Annotated in this window: 20 protein-coding genes; 11 read left to right on the forward strand and 9 right to left on the reverse strand. The window is 63.9% G+C overall.

Features of this window, described 5'->3' with window-relative positions:
* Positions 1 to 31: 31 nt before the first annotated feature.
* From NR187_RS28445 to NR187_RS28460, 4 genes are all read right to left on the reverse strand, one after another.
* Positions 32 to 1,105 carry a branched-chain amino acid ABC transporter permease gene (locus NR187_RS28445; RefSeq protein WP_211384997.1) on the reverse strand — a complete coding sequence of 358 codons (1,074 nt, stop codon included), beginning with the start codon at positions 1,103 to 1,105 and terminating at the stop codon, positions 32 to 34.
* A gap of 3 nt (positions 1,106 to 1,108) precedes the next feature.
* Positions 1,109 to 2,002 carry a branched-chain amino acid ABC transporter permease gene (locus NR187_RS28450; protein ID WP_211384998.1) on the reverse strand — a complete coding sequence of 298 codons (894 nt, stop codon included), beginning with the start codon at positions 2,000 to 2,002 and terminating at the stop codon, positions 1,109 to 1,111.
* Between the two features lie 328 nt (positions 2,003 to 2,330).
* Complete coding sequence (locus tag NR187_RS28455) at positions 2,331 to 4,262, reverse strand: long-chain fatty acid--CoA ligase (RefSeq protein WP_211384999.1); 1,932 nt, start codon at positions 4,260 to 4,262, stop codon at positions 2,331 to 2,333.
* Positions 4,259 to 5,080 carry an ABC transporter ATP-binding protein gene (locus NR187_RS28460; RefSeq protein ID WP_211385000.1) on the reverse strand — a complete coding sequence of 274 codons (822 nt, stop codon included), beginning with the start codon at positions 5,078 to 5,080 and terminating at the stop codon, positions 4,259 to 4,261. Before NR187_RS28460 ends, NR187_RS28455 begins: the two co-directional genes overlap by 4 nt.
* Before the next feature lie 338 nt (positions 5,081 to 5,418).
* Here NR187_RS28460 and NR187_RS28465 point away from each other — a divergent pair, with 338 nt between their 5' ends.
* The gene (locus NR187_RS28465) at positions 5,419 to 6,093 is read left to right on the forward strand and encodes a Crp/Fnr family transcriptional regulator (RefSeq protein WP_211385001.1); all 675 of its coding nucleotides are present in this window, start codon (positions 5,419 to 5,421) and stop codon (positions 6,091 to 6,093) included.
* 7 nt (positions 6,094 to 6,100) lie between these two features.
* Here NR187_RS28465 and NR187_RS28470 read toward each other — a convergent pair whose 3' ends face one another.
* Both NR187_RS28470 and NR187_RS28475 read right to left on the reverse strand, forming a co-directional pair.
* Positions 6,101 to 7,363 carry an MFS transporter gene (locus tag NR187_RS28470; RefSeq protein WP_256808433.1) on the reverse strand — a complete coding sequence of 421 codons (1,263 nt, stop codon included), beginning with the start codon at positions 7,361 to 7,363 and terminating at the stop codon, positions 6,101 to 6,103.
* Positions 7,364 to 7,486: 123 nt separating this feature from the next.
* Positions 7,487 to 8,329 (reverse strand): uroporphyrinogen-III synthase, encoded by an 843-nt coding sequence (locus NR187_RS28475; protein WP_211385003.1) that lies wholly within the window; start codon positions 8,327 to 8,329, stop codon positions 7,487 to 7,489.
* Between the two features lie 159 nt (positions 8,330 to 8,488).
* On the opposite strand from NR187_RS28475, the gene purU reads away from it, so the two are divergent.
* Entirely contained in the window at positions 8,489 to 9,352 is an 864-nt protein-coding gene (purU, locus tag NR187_RS28480) for a formyltetrahydrofolate deformylase (RefSeq protein ID WP_211385004.1), read from the forward strand.
* Between the two features lie 55 nt (positions 9,353 to 9,407).
* Here purU and NR187_RS28485 read toward each other — a convergent pair whose 3' ends face one another.
* On the reverse strand, positions 9,408 to 9,692 hold the full coding sequence (locus tag NR187_RS28485; RefSeq protein WP_211385005.1) for a hypothetical protein: 285 nt from the start codon (positions 9,690 to 9,692) through the stop codon (positions 9,408 to 9,410).
* A gap of 522 nt (positions 9,693 to 10,214) precedes the next feature.
* On the opposite strand from NR187_RS28485, the gene NR187_RS28490 reads away from it, so the two are divergent.
* The 6 genes from NR187_RS28490 to NR187_RS28515 all read left to right on the forward strand — a co-directional run bounded on the left by NR187_RS28490 (position 10,215) and on the right by NR187_RS28515 (position 16,063).
* A complete protein-coding gene (locus NR187_RS28490; RefSeq protein ID WP_211385006.1) occupies positions 10,215 to 11,393 on the forward strand; it encodes an ABC transporter substrate-binding protein in 1,179 nt (392 codons plus the stop codon).
* 164 nt (positions 11,394 to 11,557) lie between these two features.
* Positions 11,558 to 12,427 (forward strand): branched-chain amino acid ABC transporter permease, encoded by an 870-nt coding sequence (locus NR187_RS28495; protein ID WP_211385007.1) that lies wholly within the window; start codon positions 11,558 to 11,560, stop codon positions 12,425 to 12,427.
* 8 nt (positions 12,428 to 12,435) lie between these two features.
* Complete coding sequence (locus tag NR187_RS28500; protein ID WP_211385008.1) at positions 12,436 to 13,464, forward strand: branched-chain amino acid ABC transporter permease; 1,029 nt, start codon at positions 12,436 to 12,438, stop codon at positions 13,462 to 13,464.
* Positions 13,461 to 14,216, forward strand: coding sequence for an ABC transporter ATP-binding protein (locus tag NR187_RS28505; protein WP_211385009.1), 756 nt, complete (start codon positions 13,461 to 13,463; stop codon positions 14,214 to 14,216). The genes NR187_RS28500 and NR187_RS28505 overlap by 4 nt, the downstream gene beginning before the upstream one ends.
* Positions 14,209 to 14,925, forward strand: a complete 717-nt coding sequence (locus NR187_RS28510; RefSeq protein WP_211385010.1) for an ABC transporter ATP-binding protein — start codon at positions 14,209 to 14,211, stop codon at positions 14,923 to 14,925. The genes NR187_RS28505 and NR187_RS28510 overlap by 8 nt, the downstream gene beginning before the upstream one ends.
* 19 nt (positions 14,926 to 14,944) lie before the next feature.
* On the forward strand, positions 14,945 to 16,063 hold the full coding sequence (locus NR187_RS28515; protein ID WP_211385011.1) for a cobalamin-independent methionine synthase II family protein: 1,119 nt from the start codon (positions 14,945 to 14,947) through the stop codon (positions 16,061 to 16,063).
* 121 nt (positions 16,064 to 16,184) lie between these two features.
* Here NR187_RS28515 and NR187_RS28520 read toward each other — a convergent pair whose 3' ends face one another.
* The gene (locus tag NR187_RS28520) at positions 16,185 to 17,903 is read right to left on the reverse strand and encodes a caspase family protein (protein WP_256808437.1); all 1,719 of its coding nucleotides are present in this window, start codon (positions 17,901 to 17,903) and stop codon (positions 16,185 to 16,187) included.
* A gap of 166 nt (positions 17,904 to 18,069) precedes the next feature.
* On the opposite strand from NR187_RS28520, the gene NR187_RS28525 reads away from it, so the two are divergent.
* The 3 genes from NR187_RS28525 to ahcY all read left to right on the forward strand — a co-directional run bounded on the left by NR187_RS28525 (position 18,070) and on the right by ahcY (position 22,229).
* Positions 18,070 to 19,425 carry a hypothetical protein gene (locus NR187_RS28525; protein WP_211385013.1) on the forward strand — a complete coding sequence of 452 codons (1,356 nt, stop codon included), beginning with the start codon at positions 18,070 to 18,072 and terminating at the stop codon, positions 19,423 to 19,425.
* A 61-nt stretch (positions 19,426 to 19,486) separates the two neighbouring features.
* Entirely contained in the window at positions 19,487 to 20,683 is a 1,197-nt protein-coding gene (metK, locus tag NR187_RS28530; protein WP_211385014.1) for a methionine adenosyltransferase, read from the forward strand.
* Between the two features lie 124 nt (positions 20,684 to 20,807).
* Entirely contained in the window at positions 20,808 to 22,229 is a 1,422-nt protein-coding gene (gene ahcY / locus NR187_RS28535) for an adenosylhomocysteinase (protein WP_211385015.1), read from the forward strand.
* A 100-nt stretch (positions 22,230 to 22,329) separates the two neighbouring features.
* Here the strand turns inward: ahcY and NR187_RS28540 are convergent, their stop codons facing one another.
* On the reverse strand, positions 22,330 to 23,340 hold the full coding sequence (locus NR187_RS28540; RefSeq protein ID WP_211385016.1) for a hypothetical protein: 1,011 nt from the start codon (positions 23,338 to 23,340) through the stop codon (positions 22,330 to 22,332).
* Positions 23,341 to 23,353: the final 13 nt, after the last annotated feature.

Genomic DNA, 23,353 nt, shown 5'->3' on the forward strand with positions numbered 1-23,353 from the left:
GTTTATTGGTTGGTTAGAGAGTAGCCCGCGCTCAATGCGAGAACGGGTAGAGTTTCCAGTAGGCCTTGATCTGCCGCCAGCGATGCGCGAGCCCGTCCGGCTCGAACATCAGGAACGCGATGATGATCACCCCGATCGCGATTTCGCGCAGGAAGGTGATGTTGTTGTTGAGCGACAACGCCTTGTCGATCGCGCCGCCCTTCAGATAGATGCTGAGGAATTCCATCGTCTCAGGCAGCAGCACCACGAAGGCGGTGCCCATCAGCGTGCCCATGATCGAGCCGGTGCCGCCGATGATGATCATGGCGAGGAACAGGATCGAGCGCTCGATGCCGAAGCCTTCCTGCGACACCACGAGCTGGTAGTGCGCATAGAGCGCGCCGGCGATGCCGGCGAAGAAGGCGGCGAGGCCGAACGACAGCGTGCGGTACTTGGTGAGATTGATGCCCATGATCTCCGCGGAGAGGTAGTGGTCGCGGATCGCCACCAGCGCGCGGCCGTCGCGGGTGCGCATCAGATTGGTGACGAGGACGTAGCTTGCGATCACATAGGCAAGCACGACGTAGAAATATTGCCTGTCGCCTCGCAGGGTAAAGCCGAAGATCGAGAATGGATTGGCGCTGGCCGGCACCGAGCCGCCGGTGAACCACTCAGCGCGGGAGAAGAAATCGAGCAGGATGTATTGCGCCGCCAGCGTCGCGATGACGAGGTAGAGTCCCTTCAGCCGCGCAGCCGGGATGCCGAAGATCAGCCCGACCAGCGCGGTGACGATGCCGGCGAGCGGGATCGCGAAGAACACCGGGATCGGTGCGTTGTTGGAGATGTAGGCCGACGTGAACGCACCGAGCAGGAAGAAGGCCGCGTGCCCGATCGAGATCTGGCCGGTAAAGCCGACCAGGATGTTCAGTCCGAGGGCCGCGATCGAGAAGATGCCGATCTGGATCAGGATGCTGAGCCAGTAGCCGCCAAGGAATTGCGGCACGAGGCACAGCGCCAGCACGCCGGCGATCGCAAAGTTGCGGCTTGTCGTGGTTGGAAAGATCGTGGTGTCCGCCGCGTAGGAAGTGCGGAAATCGCCAGCAGGGATGAGGGCAGGGCCGGCCATGGGTCAAATCCGCTCGATGTCGTGGGTGCCGAACAGGCCGTAGGGCTTGATCATCAGCACGATGATGAGGACGTAGAACGGTGCGATCTCGTAGAGATTGCCCCAGTGCAGATACTCGCTGTCGACATATTGCGCGATGTTCTCGAGCAGCCCGATGATGATGCCGCCGAGCACGGCGCCGCCGACGGAATCGAGTCCGCCGAGGATCGCCGCCGGAAACACCTTGATGCCGTAGGCGGCGAGCCCGGAGGATACGCCGTTCACCACGGCGACCACCACGCCCGCAACCGCCGAGACGGTGGCCGAGATCGCCCAGGCCATCGCGAACACGCTCTTCACGGAAATGCCGAGCGATTGCGCCACCTGCTGGTTGAACGCGGTGGCGCGCATGGCAAGGCCGTACTTCGAGGCGCGGAAGAACCAGGCCATGCCGATCATCATCGCGACCGACACCACGAGGCTCATGATGTAGACTGTCTGGATCTGGAGCCCGAACAGGCTGACCGACTGGCTCTCGAACACGCGCGGGAACGGCTGCGGGTTGACGCCGAACATCCATTTCAGCGTCGCCTGCAGCACGGTGGAGAGGCCGATCGTCACCATGATCACGGAGATGATGGGCTCGCCGATCATCGGCCGCAGGATCAGGACCTGGATGGCGATGCCGAAAACGAACATGAACACCAGCGTCATCGGCATGCCGATCCAGAACGGTACCTGGTACTTCGCGAGCAGCGTCCAGCACACCCAGGCGCCGACCAGCAGCAACTCGCCTTGCGCGAAATTGACCACCTGCGTCGCCTTGTAGATCAGCACGAACGACATCGCGACGACGCCATAGAGCGTGCCGACCACGAGGCCGTTGACCAGGAGCTGGATGAGGAAAGCGGTGTTCATGTGATATGCTGTCCTTCGCCTCTCCCCGCGTGAGGCAGGGCTATCGCATAGGGTGTGCACGATGCGGCGGCATTGGCAGTCGGCTCTCTCTCCTGCTTGCGGGAGAGGGCTGGGGTGGGGGCTGTCTCCGTACTGGGATTGCTGAGAATTGCGGAGGTTGTCCCCGAGTGGTGAGAACCCTCACCCGCCGCGCTCTGCGAGCGCGTCGGCCTCTCCCGCAAGCGGGAGAAGCGGGGCAAGCCCGCGGTCCTCGTGAAATCCATATGCGATGGCACTGCCGCAGACGGGGAGAGGCGAAGGGCAGCAGCGTGCTGAGTGACAGACTTCCTCACTCCGCAGCCTCCGCCAAATGCCCGTGCCCGCCGAGATCCACCACGCGCAACGTCGTACGTACCCGCTGCGTGGTGCCGTCCTGGAAGCGGATCATTGTGTCGACGGGGATGTCGGCATCGCCGCGGTAGATCGCATCGATGATGCCTTCGTATTTCTCGTTGATGACGCTGCGGCGCACTTTCCGGGTGCGGGTGAGCTCGCCGTCGTCGGCGTCGAGCTCCTTGTAGAGCAGCAGGAAGCGCGAGATGCGCTGTGCCGGTGGCAGAGTGGCGTTGACGGTCTCGACTTCCTTGCGCAGCACCGCATAGACCTCGGGCCGCGAGGCGAGATCGCTATAGGTCGTGAACGACAGGCGGTTCTTCTCGGCCCATTTCGAGATGATGGAGTAGCGGATGCAGATCATCGCGGCGAGCGCGTCGCGGCCGGCGCCCAGCACAACGGCTTCAGCGATATAGGGCGAGAATTTCAGCTTGTTCTCGATGAACTGCGGCGAGAAGCGCTCGCCGCGCGAAGTTTCCGCAAGGTCCTTGATGCGGTCGATGACGACGAGCTGCTTGTCGTCGTTGAAATAGCCGGCGTCGCCCGACAGCATCCAGCCGTCCTTGATGTCGGCAACGCTCGCCTCGGGATTCTTGTAATAGCCGAGGAACATGTTGGGATGCCGCACCACGATCTCGCCGACGCCGTGGACGTCGGCGTTGTCGATGCGGATTTCGACGCTGTCGGCCATTGGTACGCCGGTGGTGTCCGGATCGACCTTGCCTTCGGGATGCAGCGTGTAAGCACCCAACAGCTCGGTCTGGCCGTAGAGCGTACGCAGTGGCACGCCCATGGCCTGGAAGAACTTGAAGGTCTCAGGCCCGAGCGCGGCACCGCCGGTCGCGGCCGAGCGCAGGCGGGTGAAGCCGAGGCGGTCGCGCAAGGCGCGGAACAGGATTGTATCCGCAAAACCGGAGCGCTTGTCCTGTTCGAGCGCGGCGAGGCCTGACTTCATGCCGATATCGAACAGGCGTTGCTTGAAGGGTGTGGCGTCCATCACCCTGGCCCGCACGTCGGCCGCGATCGATTCCCAGACGCGCGGGGCAAAGAGCACGAATGTCGGCGCGATCTCGCGCAGATCGTTCATCATCGTCTCGGGCTCTTCGACGAAGTTGATCTTCATGCGGCAGAGCAGGCCTTTGCCGAGCACATAGACCTGCTCCATGATCCAGGGCAGCGGCAGCACCGAGACGTATTCGTCCTCCGGTCCCTTCGGATCGAAGGCGAGATAGGTCGCGCAGTGGCCGAGCACCCGGCCGGCGGCGAGCATCGCGAGTTTTGGATGCGAGGTGGTGCCCGACGTGGTGCAGAGGATCGCGACATCCTCGCCCTTGGTCGCATCCACCAGCCGATCGTAAAGCTCAGGCTCGCGCGCAGCGCGGGCACGGCCGAGCTCGGCGAATTTTTCCGCCGACAGCAGCCGCGGATCGTCATATTTCCGCATGCCGCGCGGATCGGAATAGATGATGTGCTTCAGCTTGGGCACGCGGTCGGCGAGGGTGAGCAGCTTGTCGACCTGCTCCTCGTCTTCGGCGAATACGAGCTGCGCCTCGCCATAGTTGAGGAGATAGGAGGCCTCTTCGTCCAGAACGTCGCGATAGAGCCCGAGGCTGAGGCCACCAATCGCATGCGTCGCCACTTCCGCCGCGACCCAGTCCGGCCGGTTGTCGCCGATGATGCCGATGACGTCGCCGCTCGCCAGGCCGAGTTCGATGAGACCGAGCGCGAAATCGCGCACGCGCGTCTGGTAATCGTTCCAGGTGAACGGGCGCCAGAGGCCGAGATCCTTTTCGCGCAGCGCGATCTCGTTGCCGTGCTCCCTGGCATTGAGCCGGAGCATCTTCGGATAGGTATCGGCCTGCGCGACGCGGCCCGCATAGTCCATCATGCCGCGCTCTCCTGCGCCGGCGGGGCATCGTCGGGGTCGACCAGCACCTCGTCCTCCTCGCCGAGATAGGCGCGCCTGACATGGGGATCGGCGAGCACGGCGGCCGGATCGCCTTCGGCGATCTTGCGGCCGAAATCCAGCACCATGACGCGGTGGGAGATGTCCATCACCACGCCCATGTCGTGCTCGATCATCACCACCGTCATCCCGAACTCCTCGTTGAGGTCGACGATGTAGCGGGCCATGTCCTCCTTCTCCTCGAAGTTCATGCCGGCCATCGGCTCGTCGAGGAGAATGAGGCGGGGCTCCAGCGCCATGGCGCGGGCAAGCTCCACGCGCTTGCGCAGGCCGTAGGAGAGGGTGCCGGCCTGCGCTTTTCGCACCGATTGAAGGTCGAGGAAGTCGATGATCTCCTCGACCTTGCGGCGATGCGCGAGCTCTTCCTTGCGTGCGCCGGTGAGCCAATACAGCGAGCCGGTGAGGAAATTGTTCTTCAACAGGTGATGGCGGCCGACCATGATGTTGTCGAGCACGCTCATGTGGTGGAATAGGGCCAGGTTCTGGAAGGTGCGGCCGATGCCGAGCGAAGCGCGCGCGTTGGGCGTCAGGCCGGTAATGTCGCGGCCCTGGTAGAACAGCTGGCCTTCGGTCGGCTTGTAGCGGCCGGAAATGCAGTTCACGATCGAGGTCTTGCCGGCGCCGTTGGGGCCGATGATCGAGAACAGCTCGCCTTCCCTGATGGCGAAGCCGACGTCGGTCAGCGCACGGACGCCACCGAATCGCAAGGACACGCCGCGCACTTCGAGACTGGTAGCCACCAAACGAATCCCTCCCGGTGATGGCGCATTCAGTGGCGCTCTTCGTCCGTTTCTCTCGGGCGATCCTAGTACGGCGGTGCCGGTGAGGCCATGCAGCAGATGGTCCCGACCGGTGCCTCGCCACTTTCGTTCCCGTTTGGGATCAAAAGCCGCAGCGCCCGAGGTGGTCCTCAATAGGGGAAAGCGCTATTTTGAAATGTCTCCTGACTGACAATTCTGCGACAAAGTTTTTCGGGCGGCAGCGGCCTTCATCTTTCGTTGGATGATGGTCGAGATAGCTATGTTGCAATGCAGCAGAAGAGCGGAGTGACGAGAACAGTGCGGCTGGCTTCGGGATCATGATTTCAGAGGATCAACTGAAGCGCGTCGCCGCCTGGTCGCGCGAGCTCACGGATGCCGAGATCGAGGTCGCTCGCGCCGGGATCACGGAGCGGTCCTACGGCACCGGCGAGAGCGTGTTCATGCGCGGTGACACGTTCGACTATTGGGCCGGCATGGTCTTCGGCCTCGCCCGGATGGGCGGGGTCTCGCGCGACGGCAAGGAGGCGAGTCTGGCCGGGCTGACGGCGGGGGCCTGGTTCGGCGAGGGCAGCGTGCTCAAGAACGAGCCGCGGCGTTATGACGTGGTCGCGCTGCGCAACAGCCGCGTCGCGCTGATGGAGCGCAGCGCCTTCATGTGGCTGTTCGAGAACAGCGTCGGCTTCAACCGCTTCCTGGTGCGCCAGCTCAACGAGCGGCTCGGCCAGTTCATCGGCATGCTCGAGGTCAACCGCACGCTGGATACGACCGCGCGTCTCGCCCGCGGCATCGCCTCACTGTTCAACCCGATCCTCTATCCGGAATCGACCGCGCATCTGGAGATCACCCAGGAGGAGATCGGCGCGCTCTCCGGCATGTCCCGCCAGAATGCCAACCGTGCTCTGAACCGGCTGGAGAAGGAGGGGCTGCTGCGGCTCGAATACGGCGGCGTCACCATCCTCGATGTCGAGAAGTTGCGCGGGTACGGGGACTAGGTCCCCGTCATCGCGCATTGGCCGGCGCATGCACCGGCCAGAGATCCGCGCGCCAGCGCACCGCGATCGCCAGCATCGCGATGAACCCCGCGGCGGCATAGAGCGAGCCCGTCGCGGAATAGCCGATGATGTCGATCAGGCTGCCGGCCGCGAGCAAGCCGAGCGGCAGGCCGTAGATCACCATCATGCGCACGCCCATCACACGGCCCCGGAGATGCGCGCTGGCCGTCCGCATCAGGATCACGGCCGCCGAGATCATCGACATGCTCTGGGCGATGCCGGCGAGAACGAGGCAAGCCATCGCCACCGGCATGGTCCTGATCTCGACGAACACCAGCAGCATGGCGTACCAGGCCAGCGTTGCGCCGATCAGGAGCCGGGCAATGCGCCGTCCGCCGACCAGGCTAAGCGTGATGGAGCCGATCAGCGAGCCGACGGCGAAGCTCGCCGAGAGATAACCGAGACCGGTCTGGTCGGTATGAAAGATTTCGCGCGCGATGTAGGGCAGCAATCCCCCGGTGAAGGGAAATGCGGTGAGATTGGCGAGGAAGGCGACGCACAGCGCTGCCCCCATTCCCGGGCCATTCCAGGCGTAGACGATCCCTTCCTTGAGGTCGCCCAACAAGCGCGAGACGGCGTGGCTGTTCGCCGGAAGATCACTCGTGGCGACGGACCTTTCCGGCCGGGTCAGGCAGAGCATCAGAAGCGCGGCCGTGAAGTAGAGACAGGCGATCATTACATAGACGAGGCCGATGCCGAGGACGGCGAACAGCCCGGCGCCCGTCAATGCTCCGGCGATGCGCGCGCTGTCCTGGGTCGTGCGTGCAGCGCTGATGGCGCCGACCAATTGCTCGGCCGGCATGATCTCGGCCAGCAGCGCGCCCCGGACGCCGAGATCCGAGGGGCGGATCATCCCCATGATCGTCACGATGATCATGACGCTGAACGGCGTCAGGTGACCGGTCAGCGCCAGAACCATGATGGTCGACGAGAGCGTTGTATAGGCAAGGCGCATCGCGACCAGGAGATCGCGATGACCCATGCGGTCGCCGATCATGCCGAACACCGGCGCAACCAGTGTCCCGACGAATTGCAGCGACCCGAGCACGGTGAGCAGCAGTACCGAGCCGGTCTCGACCATGATGTACCAGCCGAGCACCAGCGTCTCGACTTCGAACGCCCAGGAGGTGAGCAGGTCGGACGGCCACTGGAAGCGATAGTTGCGGATGCGGAATGGCGCGAGCGCCGACGGCCGTGCGGCTGCGCTCACAGCGCGATGACTCGTATCACGGCGATTCCCTTGCCCTTGTTGTTTCTTATGTCCGTCGGCAACGTATCGCCGGTGATGGTCGTGTCAATTGGAACTGCCGCAGGCCGCCCTTGCGCTTCGCTCTTACCTCGCCGTGGTTCTCGGCTTCCGCTCCGCCAGCGCCGCTGCCATGGCCGAGATCAGCGGACGCATGAAATAGGCGTCGTCCGCCGGCGAGACGTCGGTGCGAAGGCCGTGTCCGGCGAGTTCGCCCGAGACTGCCGGCCCCACCGAGGCAATCAGCGTCCGTTCGAGGCCGGCACGCAGGCGCGCCTCGCTGCCATGTGTCTTGGCGGCTTCGATCAGGCGGCGGACCTGGCCGAGATTGGTCAGCGCGATGCAATCGATCCGTCCCTCCGCCATGTCGTCGATGGCGGTGATGATGTTGGCATCCGCTGCCTTGGAATCGTAGGTGTAAGGCAGCACGGTATCGAGCTCGGCGCCTTGCGCGGCAAGCGCGCCGGTCAACGCGCTGTGGTCCTTGTCGGGATAAAGCTGGACGCCAAGGCGACGTCCCCTCAGCTCGAGCTTGCCCAACATCTCGATCACGCCTTCGGTGGTCGGTTTCTCCGTAGTCTGCTGAGTCTCGAGCCCATTCTCGCGCAGCGCCTTGCCGGGCTTCGGCCCGCGGCTGAATTTACGCGTTTTGGCAAGCGCCGCCACGAGCGCCTGGTCGAGCCCGCGGGCGACGGCGAGCTTCATGATCCGCCGCAGGCCTTCGCCGGTCATCAGCACGAGGTCGTCAAGGGGCCTGTCGATGGCACGGCGAATCCAGGCCTCGACCGGGGCGGGGTCCGGCGCATCCTGGATGGTGAACATCGGGCATTGCACGACCTCTGCGCCTTGCTCGGCCAGCAGCTTGGAAAATTGCGCCTCCTCGCGCGTTTCCAGGATCAGGATGCGGGTGCCGTTCAAGCGGTCGGCCATGGGCGTGCTCCGGTCGGTAAATCGCAATGGTACGTTCATCCTGACTCTACGGTCGGGATTGGCGCAAGGGCGGGGTCGGTGATAGAGCAGGCCGCAAATCGCGGCTCGTTCCGCGGCCCAGTGCACAAACCTTCATCAAGAGCCATTTCTTCAACAGCCATGCCCGATCATCAATATGTCCTGACCCTGTCCTGTCCGGATCGCCCCGGCATCGTCTCGGCGGTGTCCACCTTCCTGGCCCATAACGGACAGAACATTCTCGACGCGCAGCAGTTCGACGACGTCGAGACCAAAAAGTTCTTCATGCGCGTGGTGTTCACCGCGGCCGATCTCGCCGTGGAGCTGTCGGCGCTCCAGACCGGCTTTGCCGCGATTGCCGAGCGCTTCGGCATGGAGTGGCAGATGCGCGACCGCGCCGCGCATCGCAAGGTGATGCTGCTGGTGTCGAAATCCGACCACTGCCTGGTCGACATCCTCTATCGCTGGCGCACCGGTGAGCTGCCGATGACGCTGGCCGCGATCGTTTCCAACCATCCGCGCGAAGTCTATGCCGGGCTCGATTTCGGCGGGGTCCCGTTCCACCATCTGCCTGTTACCAAGGAAACCAAGCGCGAGCAGGAGACGCAGATCCTCGATCTCGTCGCCAAGACCGGGACCGATCTCGTCGTGCTCGCCCGCTACATGCAGATCCTGTCGGACGATCTGTCGGGGAAACTCTCGGGGCGCTGCATCAACATCCACCACTCGTTCCTGCCGGGCTTCAAGGGCGCAAAGCCCTATCACCAGGCCCATGAGCGCGGCGTCAAGCTGATCGGCGCCACCGCGCATTACGTCACGCGTGACCTCGACGAGGGCCCGATCATCGACCAGGACGTCGAGCGCATCAGCCATCGCGACACGCCTGAGGATCTCGTCCGCAAGGGTCGCGACATCGAGCGCCGCGTGCTGGCCCGAGCGATCCGCTACCATCTCGATGACCGCGTCATTCCCAATGGCCGGAAGACCGTGGTGTTTATGGATTAGCGAATGGCGAGAGGCGAATAGAAGGGCCTTTGTTCGCCACGCCCCATCCGCCTCTTCAGCGCACCGCGCTCCCCGACGTCGACCCAGCCGCGGCCTTCTGCGCCTGCTCTTCCTTCTCGCGATCGGCGGCCGGCAGCAGCCGTTTGCGCTCTCGCTCCTTCATGTAGGCGTCGTATTGCGGCGTGCCGGCGCGCGGCGGGGCGTCGGCCGGCAGACCGCCGGCCCATTGCGGGACGTAGTCGCCCATGCCGGCCGAAAGCTTTTCGTTGACGGTGCCGCAGCCGGATAGCCCCGCGGCGAGCACAGCGAGGGTAAGGACGGAGCGGAAAGGTTTGAGCATTTTGGCGCGCGCGGGTTCGGTCGTTGGACGCCAGCTCAGGCTGGCGCCGGGAGACTAGCCTTCAACAGGTAAAATAGACTTATTCGAGGTGGGTATTTTGTTACCTATAAAGGGGAGGAGATAGCCTCGCCGAGTCCGAATTCTGCAAAAGAAAGACGAAATTCTCCATCCACGCGGCCAGCTGCTTTTCTAGACTGCGGCCTGACCGCTCGCGACAAATTGGCTTGGTCGCGGGAGAGGCTTTCTCGTTGACAGGTCCATTATATTTGTACAATCGTACAAATTGGCGTGCGAGGTCGCGGTGTTCGGGTTACCCGGATGTAACCGCGATAGCGCCGCTGAATGTCTGCAGTCGGAACGCTCGGCTTGCGCCGAATGGTCGCCAAACGTCCGATTGACAAGAAGGGCGCGAAAGACGCCATGTGGCGCGCGATATCACTCGCGCGTGAGCGAAGTTTAAGGCAAGGACCGGGCGCTCGATCCGCCGCACAAAAGGTCAGGAATGAAGGGGAGGGACATCTGATGTTCGAACGCAAACAGCTTTCTTGGGCTGCCGCAGCAGCCGCCATCGCGGGCCTCGCGGCCGTCGCGCCTGCCAAGGCCGAGGACACCGTCAAGGTCGGCCTGATCCTGCCGATGACCGGCGGTCAGGCTTCGACCGGCAAGCAGATCGAGAATGCGATCAAGCTCTACATGCAGCAGAAGGGCGACACCGTCGCCGGCAAGAAGATCGAGATCATCCTCAAGGACGACGCTGCGATTCCCGACAAGACCAAGACCGCCGCGCAGGAGCTGATCGTCAACGACAAGGTCAACTTCATCGCAGGCTTTGGCGTGACGCCGGCGGCGCTCGCCGCCGCACCGCTCGCGACGCAGGCCAAGATTCCGGAAGTCGTGATGGCGGCCGGCACCTCCATCATCACTGAGCGCTCGCCCTATATTGTGCGTACCAGCTTCACGCTGGCGCAGTCCTCGACCATCATTGCCGACTGGGCGGTGAAGAACGGCATCAAGAAGGTGGCGACGCTCACCTCGGACTACGCGCCGGGCAACGACGCGCTCAACTTCTTCAAGCAGAATTTCACCGCTGGCGGCGGTGAGGTGGTCGAGGAGGTCAAGACGCCGCTCGCCAACCCGGACTTCGCTCCGTTCCTCCAGCGCATGAAGGACGCCAAGCCCGACGCGATCTTCGTGTTCGTGCCGGCCGGCCAGGGCGGCAACTTCATGAAGCAGTATGCGGAGCGCGGCCTGGACAAGGCCGGTATCAAGGTGATTGGACCCGGCGACGTCACCGACGACGATCTGCTCAACAATATGGGCGACGCCGTGCTCGGCACGGTCACCGCGCATCTTTATTCTGCGGCGCACCCTTCGCAGATGAACAAGGACTTCGTCGCGGCCTACAAGAAGGCCTACGGCAACCGTCCGGGCTTCATGGCAGTGAGCGGCTATGACGGCATCCACCTCATCTACGAAGCCCTGAAGAAGACCAATGGCGACACCGACGGCACCAAGCTGGTCGAGGCCATGAAGGGTCAGAAGTGGGAAAGCCCGCGCGGCCCGATCTCGATCGATCCGGAGACCCGCGACATCGTGCAGAACATCTACATCCGCAAGGTCGAGAAGGTCGACGGCGAGCTCTACAACGTAGAGTTCCAGACTTTCGAAGCCGTCAAGGACCTCGGCAAGACCAAGAAGTGACGCGCGAAAGCGCGTTATCCCCGAGCGCGCTTAGCGCGCATCAGGGATCTCGCCCCCCGCTCTCGTCATGCCCGGGCTTGACTCGGGCATCCACGCGAGAGCCGAAACAAGAACGTGGATGGCCGGGACAAGCCCGGCCATGACGACAACACCAAGCTGAGACGATGACCTCTATCCTCACCAATTTGTTCGATGGCGTCGCCTACGGCATGCTGCTGTTTGTGCTCGCCTGCGGGCTTGCGGTCACGCTTGGCCTGATGAACTTCGTCAATCTCGCCCACGGCGCCTTCGCGATGGCGGGCGGCTATGTCTGCATGGTGCTGGTCAACCGGATGGGCTGGCCTTTCTTTGCCGCGCTGCCACTCGCCTTCGTCTCCTCTGCGGCGATCGGAATCGCGCTCGAGCGCACGCTTTACCGCCATCTCTATGCGCGCAGCCATCTCGACCAGGTGCTGTTCACGATCGGGCTCACGTTCATGTCGGTCGCGGCCGTCGATTACATCCAGGGCTCATCGCGCGTCTTCATCAACCTGCCGGCTGCGCTCCAGGGCCAGTTCGACGTGTTCGGCGTCGGCATCGGCCGCTACCGGCTGATGATCATCGCGATCTGCGGCCTGCTCACCATCGCTCTCCAGATGGTGCTGGCAAAGACGCGCTTCGGCAGCCGGCTGCGCGCCGCGGTCGATGATCCCCGTGCCGCGAGCGGCCTCGGCATCAACGTGCCGCAAGTGTTTGCCTTCACCTTCGCGTTTGGCTGTGGTCTCGCCGGCCTCGGTGGCGCGCTCAGCGCCGAAATCCTCGGCCTCGACCCGTATTTCCCGCTGAAATTCATGATCTACTTCCTGATCGTGGTCACCGTCGGCGGCTCGTCTTCGATCACCGGGCCGTTCCTGGCCTCGCTGCTGCTCGGCATCGGCGACGTCGCCGGCAAATATTACGTGCCGAAGATGGGCCCCTTCGTGATCTACACCATGATGATCGTGATCCTGATCTGGCGCCCGAACGGCCTGTTCGGCCGCACGGCCGCGCGTTGAGTTCGCCGATGAACGCCGCTTCCGACGTCGGTTTTCACGCCCAGCGCCAGGCGCGCTGGCACTACGGCGAAGTCGCCTTCTGGCTCATCGTGCTGGCCTGCGGCTTCGTATTTCCCACGCGCTATCTGATCATGACCGACATCCTGCGGCTGGCGCTGTTCGCCATGTCGCTCGATCTGATCCTCGGTTATGCCGGCATCGTCTCGCTCGGCCATGCCGCTTTCTTCGGTGTCGGTGCCTATGCCGCGGGGCTGCTTGCCTTGCACGGCATCATCAACGAGCCCGTGCTCGCGCTGATCGTCGCAGGCCTGGCCGCGATGGTGCTGGGCTTTGCCACCAGCTTCCTGGTGATCCGCGGCGTCGACCTGACCCGATTGATGGTGACGCTCGGTATCGCGCTGTTGCTGGAGGCGCTGGCCGAACGCTTTTCCAATATCACCGGCGGCACCGACGGCCTGCAGGGCATCGAGATGCAGCCGATCTTCGGCGAGATATCGTTCGATATGTTCGGCAAGACCGGCTTTTTCTATTCGCTTGCCGTGCTTTTCGTCCTGTTCCTGTTCGCCCGCCGCGTCGTGCACTCGCCGTTCGGGCTGTCATTGCGCGCGATCAAGAACAATCCGCTGCGCGCGGCCGCCATCGGCATTCCCGTCAACCGCCGGCTGATCGCGATCTACACGCTCGCGGCATTCTATGCCGGCATTGCAGGGGCGCTGTTCACCCAGACCACCGCGATCGCCTCTCTCGACGTGTTCGCCTTCGACCGCTCGGCCGATCTGATGCTGGTGCTCGTCATTGGCGGCACCGGCTATCTCTACGGTGGGCTGATCGGCGCGGTGATTTTCCGCATGCTACAGGAAGTGTTCGCCACCATCACGCCGCAATACTGGCAGTTCTGGATCGGCCTCGTGCTGGTCGTGATCGTGCTGGTCGGCCGCCAGCGCCTGCACCGCTGGGTGCTGTATGTGCCGAACCTCGTGATCAAGCAGTTTGCCGGACGCAAGGCCGTCGTCGCCGTGCCGGAGAGCGACGCATGACCATCGCGCTCGAAACCCAGAATCTCGAAAAGCAGTTCGGCGGCCTGCGCGTCACCCGCGATCTGTCCTTGAAGATCGAGCAGGGCGCCCGCCACGCGCTGATCGGCCCGAACGGCGCCGGCAAGACCACGGTCATCAACCAGCTCACCGGCGTGCTCAAGCCGAATTCAGGCCGAATTTTGCTCGAGGGCCAGGACATCACCGACCTTGCCGTGCACAAGCGCGTGCTGCGCGGCCTGTCGCGCACCTTCCAGATCAACCAGCTCTATCCCGACCTGACCCCGCTGGAGACCATCGGCCTTGCCGTCTCCGAGCGCCTCGGTCATGGCGGCGACTGGTGGCGGCGGATGGGCACGCGCAGCGACGTCAACGGCGAGATCGCCGATCTGCTCACGCGATTCCACCTGCTCGACGTCATGAACGAACAGACCGTGACGCTGCCTTACGGAAAGCAGCGCCTGCTCGAGATTGCGGTCGCGATCGCAGCCAAGCCGCGCGTGCTGCTCTTGGACGAGCCCGCCGCCGGCGTGCCCGAGAGCGAGCGCCACGACATTCTCGCGGTCGTAGGCAGCTTGCCGCGCGACGTCACGGTGCTGCTGATCGAGCACGACATGGACCTCGTCTTCTCCTTCGCCGACCGCATCTCGGTGCTGGTCTCCGGCGCGCTGCTCACCGAAGGCCCGCCCGATCAGGTCGCGCGCGACCCGCAGGTCAAGGCGGTCTATCTCGGCGAGGAGGCAGTCAATGTCTGACCTGCTCGCGATCGACTCGCTTCGCGCCGGCTACGGCGAGGCGGTGGTGCTGCCGAACATGTCCCTGCGTCTCGCCGAAGGGCAGGTGCTGGCGCTGCTCGGGCGCAACGGCACCGGCAAGACCACGCTGATCAACTCCATCGTCGGCGTCACCCGCCGTTTCTCCGGCACCGTCGCGCTCGCCGGGACCGACGTCACGGCCTTGCGGCCCGACCAGCGAGCACGGGCCGGCATCGGCTGGGTACCGCAGGAGCGCAACATCTTCCGCTCGCTGACGGTGGAAGAGAACATGACCGCAGTGGCGCAGCCGGGGCCCTGGACCGTCGAGAGGGTCTACGAGATGTTCCCGCGGCTGAAGGAGCGGCGGAGCAATTTCGGCAACCAGCTTTCCGGCGGCGAACAGCAGATGCTGGCGATCGGGCGCGCGCTGACCCTCAACCCGAAGGTTCTGCTGCTGGACGAGCCGACCGAGGGCCTTGCCCCGATCATCGTCGAGGAGCTGCTCAAGGCGATCGGGACCATCACCCGGGCCGGCGGCATCTGCTCGATCATCGTCGAACAGAATGCGCAAAAGATTCTGGGGCTGGCCGACCGTGTTGTGATATTGGAGCGCGGAACGATCGTCCACGACGCTCCGAGCGCCGCGCTGAAGGCCGACCCCTCGGTCCTCGAGCGCCACCTCGGCGTCGCAGGGGCGGCGGCCCACTAAGATATTCCGGGAGTCGACAATGCAGCGAACCAAAGCCCCCTTCCGCGCCGACGAGGTCGGCAGCCTCCTGCGTCCGGCCAAGATCAAGGAAGCCCGCGCCAGGCTGGAGAAGGGTGAGATCTCGGCCGACGATCTGCGCAAGATCGAGGACATGGAGATCGAGAAGGTCGTTCACAAGCAGGCCTCGGTCGGCCTGAAGCTCGCAACCGACGGCGAATTCCGCCGCTCCTGGTGGCATTTCGACTTCCTGGCCAAGCTCACCGGCTGCGAGCTGTTCCATCCCGACTCCGGCATCCAGTTCGCAGGAGTGCAGACCCGTCACGACGCGGTGCGCGTGATCGGCAAGCTCGACTTCCCCGACGACCACCCGATGCTGGATCACTTCCGCTTCCTGAAGAAGTACACTGACCAGGCTCACGTCACCGCCAAGATGACGATCCCCTCGCCGGCGGTGCTGCACTTCCGCGGCGGCCGCAAGGCGATCTCGAAGGACGTGTACCCCGATCTCGACGCTTTTTACGAGGATCTCGGCAAGACCTACCGCAAAGCCGTGAAAGCGTTCTACGACGCCGGCTGCCGCTATCTCCAGTTCGACGACACCGTGTGGGCCTATCTCTGCTCGCCGGACGAGCTGCAGAAGGCGCGGGAGCGCGGCGACAATCCGGACGGCCTCCAGCAAATCTATGCGCGCGTCATCAACTACGCGCTGGCCGAGAAGCCGGCCGACATGGTTGTGACGACGCATGTCTGTCGCGGCAATTTCCGCTCGACCTGGATTTCCTCGGGCGGTTACGAGCCGGTGGCCGAGACCATGCTCGCCGGCACCAATTACGACGGCTATTTCCTCGAATACGACAGCGACCGTGCCGGCGGCTTCGAGCCGCTGCGCTTCCTGCCCAAGGGCAACAAGGTCGTCGTGGTCGGCGTCATCACCTCGAAGTTCGGCGAGCTCGAGAAGAAGGACGACATCAAGCGTCGTCTCGAAGAGGCCTCCAAGTTTGCGCCGCTGGAGCAGCTCGCGCTCTCCCCGCAATGCGGCTTCGCATCGACGGAAGAGGGCAACATCCTCTCCGAAGAGGAGCAGTGGGCCAAGCTGAGCCTGGCGGTCGAGATCGCGAAGGAAGTGTGGGGCAACTAGGCCCGACGCATCCCGTCACGTGAGTGACGGATAGACCTCGCCACACTCCCAGTGTCGTCCCGGCCTTCGCCGGGCCGACGCCGAATTTTGGCGTCGTCAACGCATTGCGTCGCCAGCCTCCTCACTTCTCCGCCAGATAGACCTCGCCCAGCAGCGACGAGTTCGACCACGGCACCTGCTTGCTCTTCGTGGACGAGACCACCTCGGCCCGCACCCGCGTCAGCATCTGCTGCACTTCGAGCCCGGGCGTGCCGAGATGGCGTGACAGCGCGGCGGAGAAGGGCGAGTTGGCGCCTTCGCCGTCGAGCGCGACCTGGCCCGGTGCGGTGGCGAAGGCGATCAGCGTGCCCGCGCCGAGCGTCGCGCCGGCCCCCAGGCTCGTTGGCGCTGCGAGGCCCGAGGCACCCTCGATGGCGCGGTTGTTGCCGGCGGCCGCGACCTGCTGCGCCATCGGATTGTTGCGGCAGGCATCGAAGATCAGAATATTGGTGCGGACCTGGTCGTCGAGGCCGGCCATGATCGTGTCCATGTCGATCATCGCATCCGTCATGCCCGTGCCCGGCTTGAGCTCGACGTCGACGGGTATGAGATAGTTGCGGCCGTCGACCTGAACGCCGTGGCCGGCATAGTAGACCAATGCGACCTGTGCCCGCGCCGCCTCCCGCAGAAAATCGCGCGTCATCTTCTGCATCGTCGCGTGATCGAGATCGACGCCTTCTGATACCGTGAAGCCGATGTCGCGCAGGCTCCTGGCGACGGCGCGCGCGTCGTTCGGCGGATTGGGCAGCGCCTTGACATGCGCATAGGCGCCGTTGCCGATGATCAGCGCCATGCGTGTGCCGCGAGCGGCCGGAGCAGGCGAGGGCATTGGCGCCGCGCCGGTCTGCTGCGGAGCATGGGCCGCGCTCGGCTGCGTCGTCGGTGCCGGCGCATCGCGCGGGATCGGCGCGCCCGCATCCGTCACCAGCGACAGTCGCACCTTTGCGGTGGCCTGGTTGGCCTTGCTGCCGGCATCGGAAGCCACGATCGCCAGCGTCGCCTTGTAATCGTCTTGCGCGTGCGCGTAGTCGCCTTTGGCTTCATAGGCCAGCGCGCGATGGGTGTAGCCCGAGATCAGCACGCTGTTCGGGGGCGTCATGATGTTGACGGGCGGCTTCTCCTTTGCGAGCCGGATCGCCTCGCTGCCGTCGGCGATCGCGCGATCGAAATCGCCTCTGGCACGCCAGATCGCGGTGCGGTTGATCAGCGGTTGCGGCAGCGTCGGGTCGAGCCGGATCGCCTGGTTGATGTCGGCCAGCGCCCCGTCGAGATCGCCGAGGGCCTCCTTGGCGATGCCGCGGTTCTGGAACGAAAACGCCGACCCGGCGTCGGCCTTGATCGACATATCGTAATCGGCGATTGCCTTGGCGTAGTCGCCCTTGCCTCGCCAGGCGTTGCCGCGATTGTGGAAGATGATGCCGCTTGGCGGGCCGAGCTTCAGCGCATCGTCGAAATCGGTGATCGCGATCTCGTGCTCGCCCCTGTCGTAGTAGGCCGATCCCCTGAGATTGTAGGCCGCCTGGCTCGGCTGGAGCCGGATCGCTTCGGTGGCGTCAGTGATAACCTTTGCGTAATCGCCCTTCTTGTTCCAGCCCACCGCGCGCCAGAAGTAGACCGTCGCGAGCTGCTCGCCCTTGAACACCTTCAGCGCGATGATCCTGGTGCAGGCGTCGATCATCTTGTCCGCAGGCGTCGTGTCGGTGGTGCAGAGCGGCCCGAGCTGGCTGCGCGCCTGCGCGAGACAAGGTGCGGCCCACAGAGGCGCGGCGAGCAGGCAGAGCGCGATGAGCAGGCGGCGCATGGCGGAAACCCCGTAACAGGAGAAGCGCTTGTTTGTTGCCCGGCGGCGCGTCGGGGTTCACGCTCCCGTCATTGGACGTGGGGTAAAGCGATTGTGGGTATTCCCCCGGTGGGCAGAACTTGCTAATGGTCTGGTCCCAACCCACCTGCCCACCGTATTCCCACTGATGAAGAACGACGAAATCCTGAGCCAGATCACCGAGTTCTGCCGCAAGGCGGACATGGCTGAATCGACATTTGGCCGGCGTGCGGTGAACGATGGGAAGCTGGTGCACCGGCTGCGCGAGGGAAAGCGCATCACCGTCGATACCCTGGAGCGGATCCAGGCCTATATCGCCGCATCGACGACCGGTGGCCTGCCGCCGCCGCGGGGGCTTCAGGTGCCGCCGGAAAAGCGCGATCCGCGCGGCAATTTCCGCTTTTTCGAGAATCGGCAGAAATACCTGCTGTTCGTCCACACCTGCAGCGAGAAGCGGGTGGTTGCCGAGCGCGTGGCGCTGGAACTCGCCAGCATCCATCCGCGCCCGCCGGCTCTGCGCATATTCGACGCCGGCGTCGGCGACGGCACGGTGCTGGCGCGGGTGCTGCGCGCAACGCACCAGCGCTATCCGCACATGCCGTTCTACGTCGCCGGCAAGGAGCTCAGTCTCGAAGATTTGCGCCTGACGCTGGAGAAGGTGCCGGATCGCATTTTCGAGCATCCGGCGTCGGTGTTCGTCTTCACCAACATGTTCTACTCGGAGGCGCCCTGGCTGACGCCGGCATCGCCGGCGGCGGCGGCGGCCACCGTCTGGCACGAAGTCCCGCTCCGGGGCGCATCGTCAGGCGAGTTCGAGCAGCAGATCGCCGAGCTGAGGCCGTTCCTGGAGCAGAACTGGCGCGCCGCGATCAGCCCACGCACGGCCATGCCGCTCTACGAGCGGCCCGTCGTGCTCGTGCTCTACCGCGAGGATCACAGGTTCCTGCTGGATTCGACCATTCCGAGGCCAGGCCAGACCGAGGCCAATTTCGACCTCGTCATCGCATCCCAGCCCTACCGTGCGCTGTCCTCGGTCAATTTTCGGGCAAAACGGATCATTGCACCGCTGGCGCGGGCGCTTCGGCCCGGGGGGCGGCTGATTGGAATCCACTCCCACGGCCAGGATCCGGGCATGGAAATGATCCAGGCGATCTGGCCGGGAGAAAATCCTTTCTCGGTCAGCCGTCATGAGCTATTGCGCGCCGTGAAGTATGAACTCGGATCGTTGGGCCGCGACCTAAATTTTAATGCTTATGCGGATAACCGCTCGATCTTCAGGTATGATATGGAAGCGCTGCCCAACGAGGTGACGGGTACCATCGGAACCTCGACGGCCTTTGCAGCGTGGAATGCGGCGGTGTATGTCGCTCAGATCGAGGACGATCGATTGACAGAAATGACTCAAAACGGCCGCACTCTGGATGCCGCCAGGGATGTGCTGCGAAAGTACAACGGGCTCTGGTTTCTCGACGAATCCTACGTCATCTCGCGACGTCGTGATTGACATATCCAAGGCTAAACATCGCAAACGCCCGCCGGCTTAGCGGCGGAACAAGGGGTTACTGATGCGCGCGTCCTATCTCTTCACCAGCGAGTCCGTGTCCGAGGGCCATCCCGACAAGGTCTGCGACCGGATCTCCGATGAAATCGTCGACCTGTTCTACCGCGAAGGGCCGAAAGCCGGCATCGATCCCTGGCAGATTCGTGCGGCCTGCGAGACGCTCGCGACCACCAACAAGGTGGTGATCGCCGGTGAAACCCGCGGCCCCGCATCCGTCACCAACGAGCAGATCGAAGGCGTCGTCCGCGACGCGATCAAGGACATCGGCTACGAGCAGGACGGCTTCCATTGGAAGACCTGCGACATCGAGATCCTTCTGCACCCCCAGTCGGCCGACATCGCGCAGGGCGTCGATGCGCTGCAGCCGGGCGAGGTCAAGGAAGAGGGCGCGGGCGACCAGGGCATCATGTTCGGCTACGCCACCAACGAGACGCCCGACCTGATGCCGGCGCCGATCTTCTACGCCCACAAGATCCTGCGCCTCATCTCCGAAGCGCGCCACTCGGGCCGCGAGAAGGTGCTGGGTCCGGACTCCAAGAGCCAGGTCACCGTGCAGTACGAGAACGGCAAGCCGGTCGGCGTGCGCGAGATCGTCGTATCGCACCAGCATCTGGTCGAGGACATCTCGTCCAAGCAGATCCGCGACATCGTCGAGCCCTATGTGCGCGAGGCGCTGCCGAAGGACTGGATCACGCCGAAGACGATCTGGCACATCAACCCGACCGGCAAGTTCTACATCGGCGGTCCCGATGGCGACACCGGTCTGACCGGCCGCAAGATCATCGTCGACACCTACGGCGGCGCGGCTCCGCATGGCGGCGGCGCGTTCTCCGGCAAGGATCCGACCAAGGTCGATCGCTCGGCGGCCTACGCTGCCCGCTACGTCGCCAAGAACATCGTCGCGGCCGGTCTTGCCGACCGCTGCACGCTCCAGCTCGCTTACGCCATCGGCGTGGCGCGTCCGCTGTCGATCTACATCGACACCCACGGCACCGGTAAGGTGTCGGAGGACCAGCTCGAGAAGGCGGCGGCGCAGGCGATGGATCTCACGCCCCGTGGCATCCGCAGCCATCTCGATCTCAACCGCCCGATCTACGCACGTACTTCGGCCTACGGCCATTTCGGCCGCACACCCGATAACGAGGGCGGCTTCTCCTGGGAGAAGACCGATCTCGTCGAAGCCCTCAAGCGCGCAGTCTGATCACCGACGTCATTCCCGGGCGCCGCGACGCGGCGAACCCGGGATCCTTATCCATCATGTCGAGATTCCGGGTTCGCCGCGTCGCGGCACCCGGAATGACCAATTCAACAACAGGACCTCCGCTATGAATGCGAAGCCCGGCTTCTCCGACTACATCGTCAAGGACATTTCGCTCGCCGATTTCGGCCGCAAGGAGCTCTCGCTGGCCGAGACCGAGATGCCCGGCCTGATGGCCACCCGCGAAGAGTATGGCCCGAAGCAGCCGCTGAAGGGCGCGCGCATCGCCGGCTCGCTGCACATGACGATCCAGACCGGCGTGCTGATCGAGACGCTGGCCGCGCTCGGCGCCGACATTCGCTGGGTCTCCTGCAACATCTATTCGACGCAGGACCACGCCGCGGCGGCGATCGCGGCCGCCGGCATTCCCGTCTTTGCCGTCAAGGGCGAGACGCTGGCCGAATACTGGGACTACACCGCCAAGCTGTTCGATTGGCACGGCGGCGGTCACCCGAACATGATCCTCGACGACGGCGGCGATGCCACCATGTACGTCCATCTCGGCCTGCGCGCCGAGAACGGCGACACCGCCTTCCTGGACAAGCCGGGTTCGGAAGAAGAGGAGGTCTTCTTCGCGCTTCTGAAGAAGCAGCTCAAGGAAAAGCCGAAGGGCTACTTCGCCGAGATCGCCAAGAGCATCAAGGGCGTTTCCGAAGAGACCACCACGGGCGTGCATCGTCTCTACGACATGCAGAAGGCCGGCACGCTGCTGTGGCCCGCCATCAACGTCAACGACAGCGTCACCAAGTCGAAGTTCGACAACCTCTATGGCTGCCGTGAATCGCTGGTCGACGGCATCCGCCGCGGCACCGACGTGATGATGTCGGGCAAAGTCGCGATGGTCGCCGGCTTCGGCGACGTCGGCAAGGGTTCGGCCGCCTCGCTGCGCCAGGCCGGCTGCCGCGTCATGGTTTCCGAAATCGATCCGATCTGCGCACTGCAGGCGGCGATGGAAGGCTACGAAGTCGTGACCATGGAAGACGCCGCGCCGCGCGCCGACATTTTCGTCACGGCGACCGGCAACAAGGACATCATCACGATCGAACACATGCGCGCGATGAAGGATCGCGCCATCGTCTGCAACATCGGTCACTTCGACAACGAGATCCAGATCGCGGGTCTGCGTAACCTGAAGTGGACCAATATCAAGCCGCAGGTCGACGAGATCGAATTCCCCGACAAGCACCGCATCATCATGCTGTCGGAAGGCCGCCTCGTGAACCTCGGCAATGCGATGGGCCATCCCTCCTTCGTGATGTCGGCCTCGTTCACCAACCAGACGCTGGCGCAGATCGAGCTTTTCGCCAACAACAAGGACGGCAAGTACAAGAAGGAAGTCTACGTGCTGCCGAAGTCGCTGGACGAGAAGGTGGCCCGGCTGCATCTCGCCAAGATCGGCGTCAAGCTCACCGAGTTGCGCAAGGACCAGGCCGACTACATCGGCGTCAAGCAGGAAGGCCCGTTCAAGTCGGACCATTACCGCTACTGAGACGCAGCGCACCTCAGGAACGGACGAAGCCCCGGAGCAATCCGGGGCTTCGTTGTTTCTGGACCCCAGGGGTGCGCTACGGGCGCCTCAGTCGCCGACATTACGGGGCGACGACCTTGACCGTAGTCCTGAAGACGTCCTTGTTGGGGTTGACGACGACGATGGCGAGATCGCCGACGCTGAGGACGTCTTCGTTGAGCAGGGTGATCTTGCCCTCCGTTGCGCTGGACCTTTTGAAAGCCCTGTCCTTGCCGTTGATGGTCGCCTTGGTGTCCGTCTGGAAGCCGCTGCCGGTGACGGTCAACTCTTCCAGCTTTCCTTGCGTGAGCTTGGCCGGGGCAACCTTGAGATCGGTCTCTCTCGCGTTGAGGGGGTTGTCGCGGTCCACCGGTTTCCTCATAGCAAAGACGGCGTCGAACACGGCGGCAAGCTTGTCGGTTGCCTGCTTGGAAAACATCCCCGCCAACGCTGCGAAAGCGGCCATGCCGTAGGGGTTCAGCTGCAGGGTCGAATTGGTTGGCACCTGCGTTCCCGCGGGCGGAGTCGAAAGAGTCGGGAGCAGAAGGCCTCCCCGGACGATGAAGTAGAACAGCACGGCGAGCGTCATTCCGATCGGCACGCGCAAGATCATGAACCACAGCCAGTTGGTGCTGAGCTGACGGTTGCCGACGTAATCCCCGAACGACGTCATGGTGTGCGTGAGGCCGCCGAGTGCTCCGGCGACAATTACGGTGAACAGCATCTGCTTGTCCGGCTCCCAGGAATGCCGCGAGAAGAAGATGTGGAAGTCCTTGAACGCACCGCCACCCGTTTCAAGGACAGGCCAGGTCGCTATGAGCAGGTAGAAGAACAGCACGGTTATGAACAGGTAGAGCCCACCCATCAGGTTGATCGCGTGGATGGAGGGAGGCGTGATCAGTTCAGTCTCGCCGTCGCCATGGTCGGGCGAGCCATCAGCGCTGTGATCTGTCATCAGAACCCCAATAGGAATGAATTGAAAGAGCAGCCTGAAATAATTCGCGTTATAGTAGATTTTAAGTTCTGATGCAATCGCGGGCCCATTGCAGCGCCCAACGGACGCTCTGGCACTCCGTTGTCGCGCCGCACCCAACGGACGAGTCCGC

The sequence above is a fragment of the Bradyrhizobium sp. Bra64 genome (assembly GCF_024519875.1).
Classification (GTDB): domain Bacteria; phylum Pseudomonadota; class Alphaproteobacteria; order Rhizobiales; family Xanthobacteraceae; genus Bradyrhizobium; species Bradyrhizobium japonicum_G.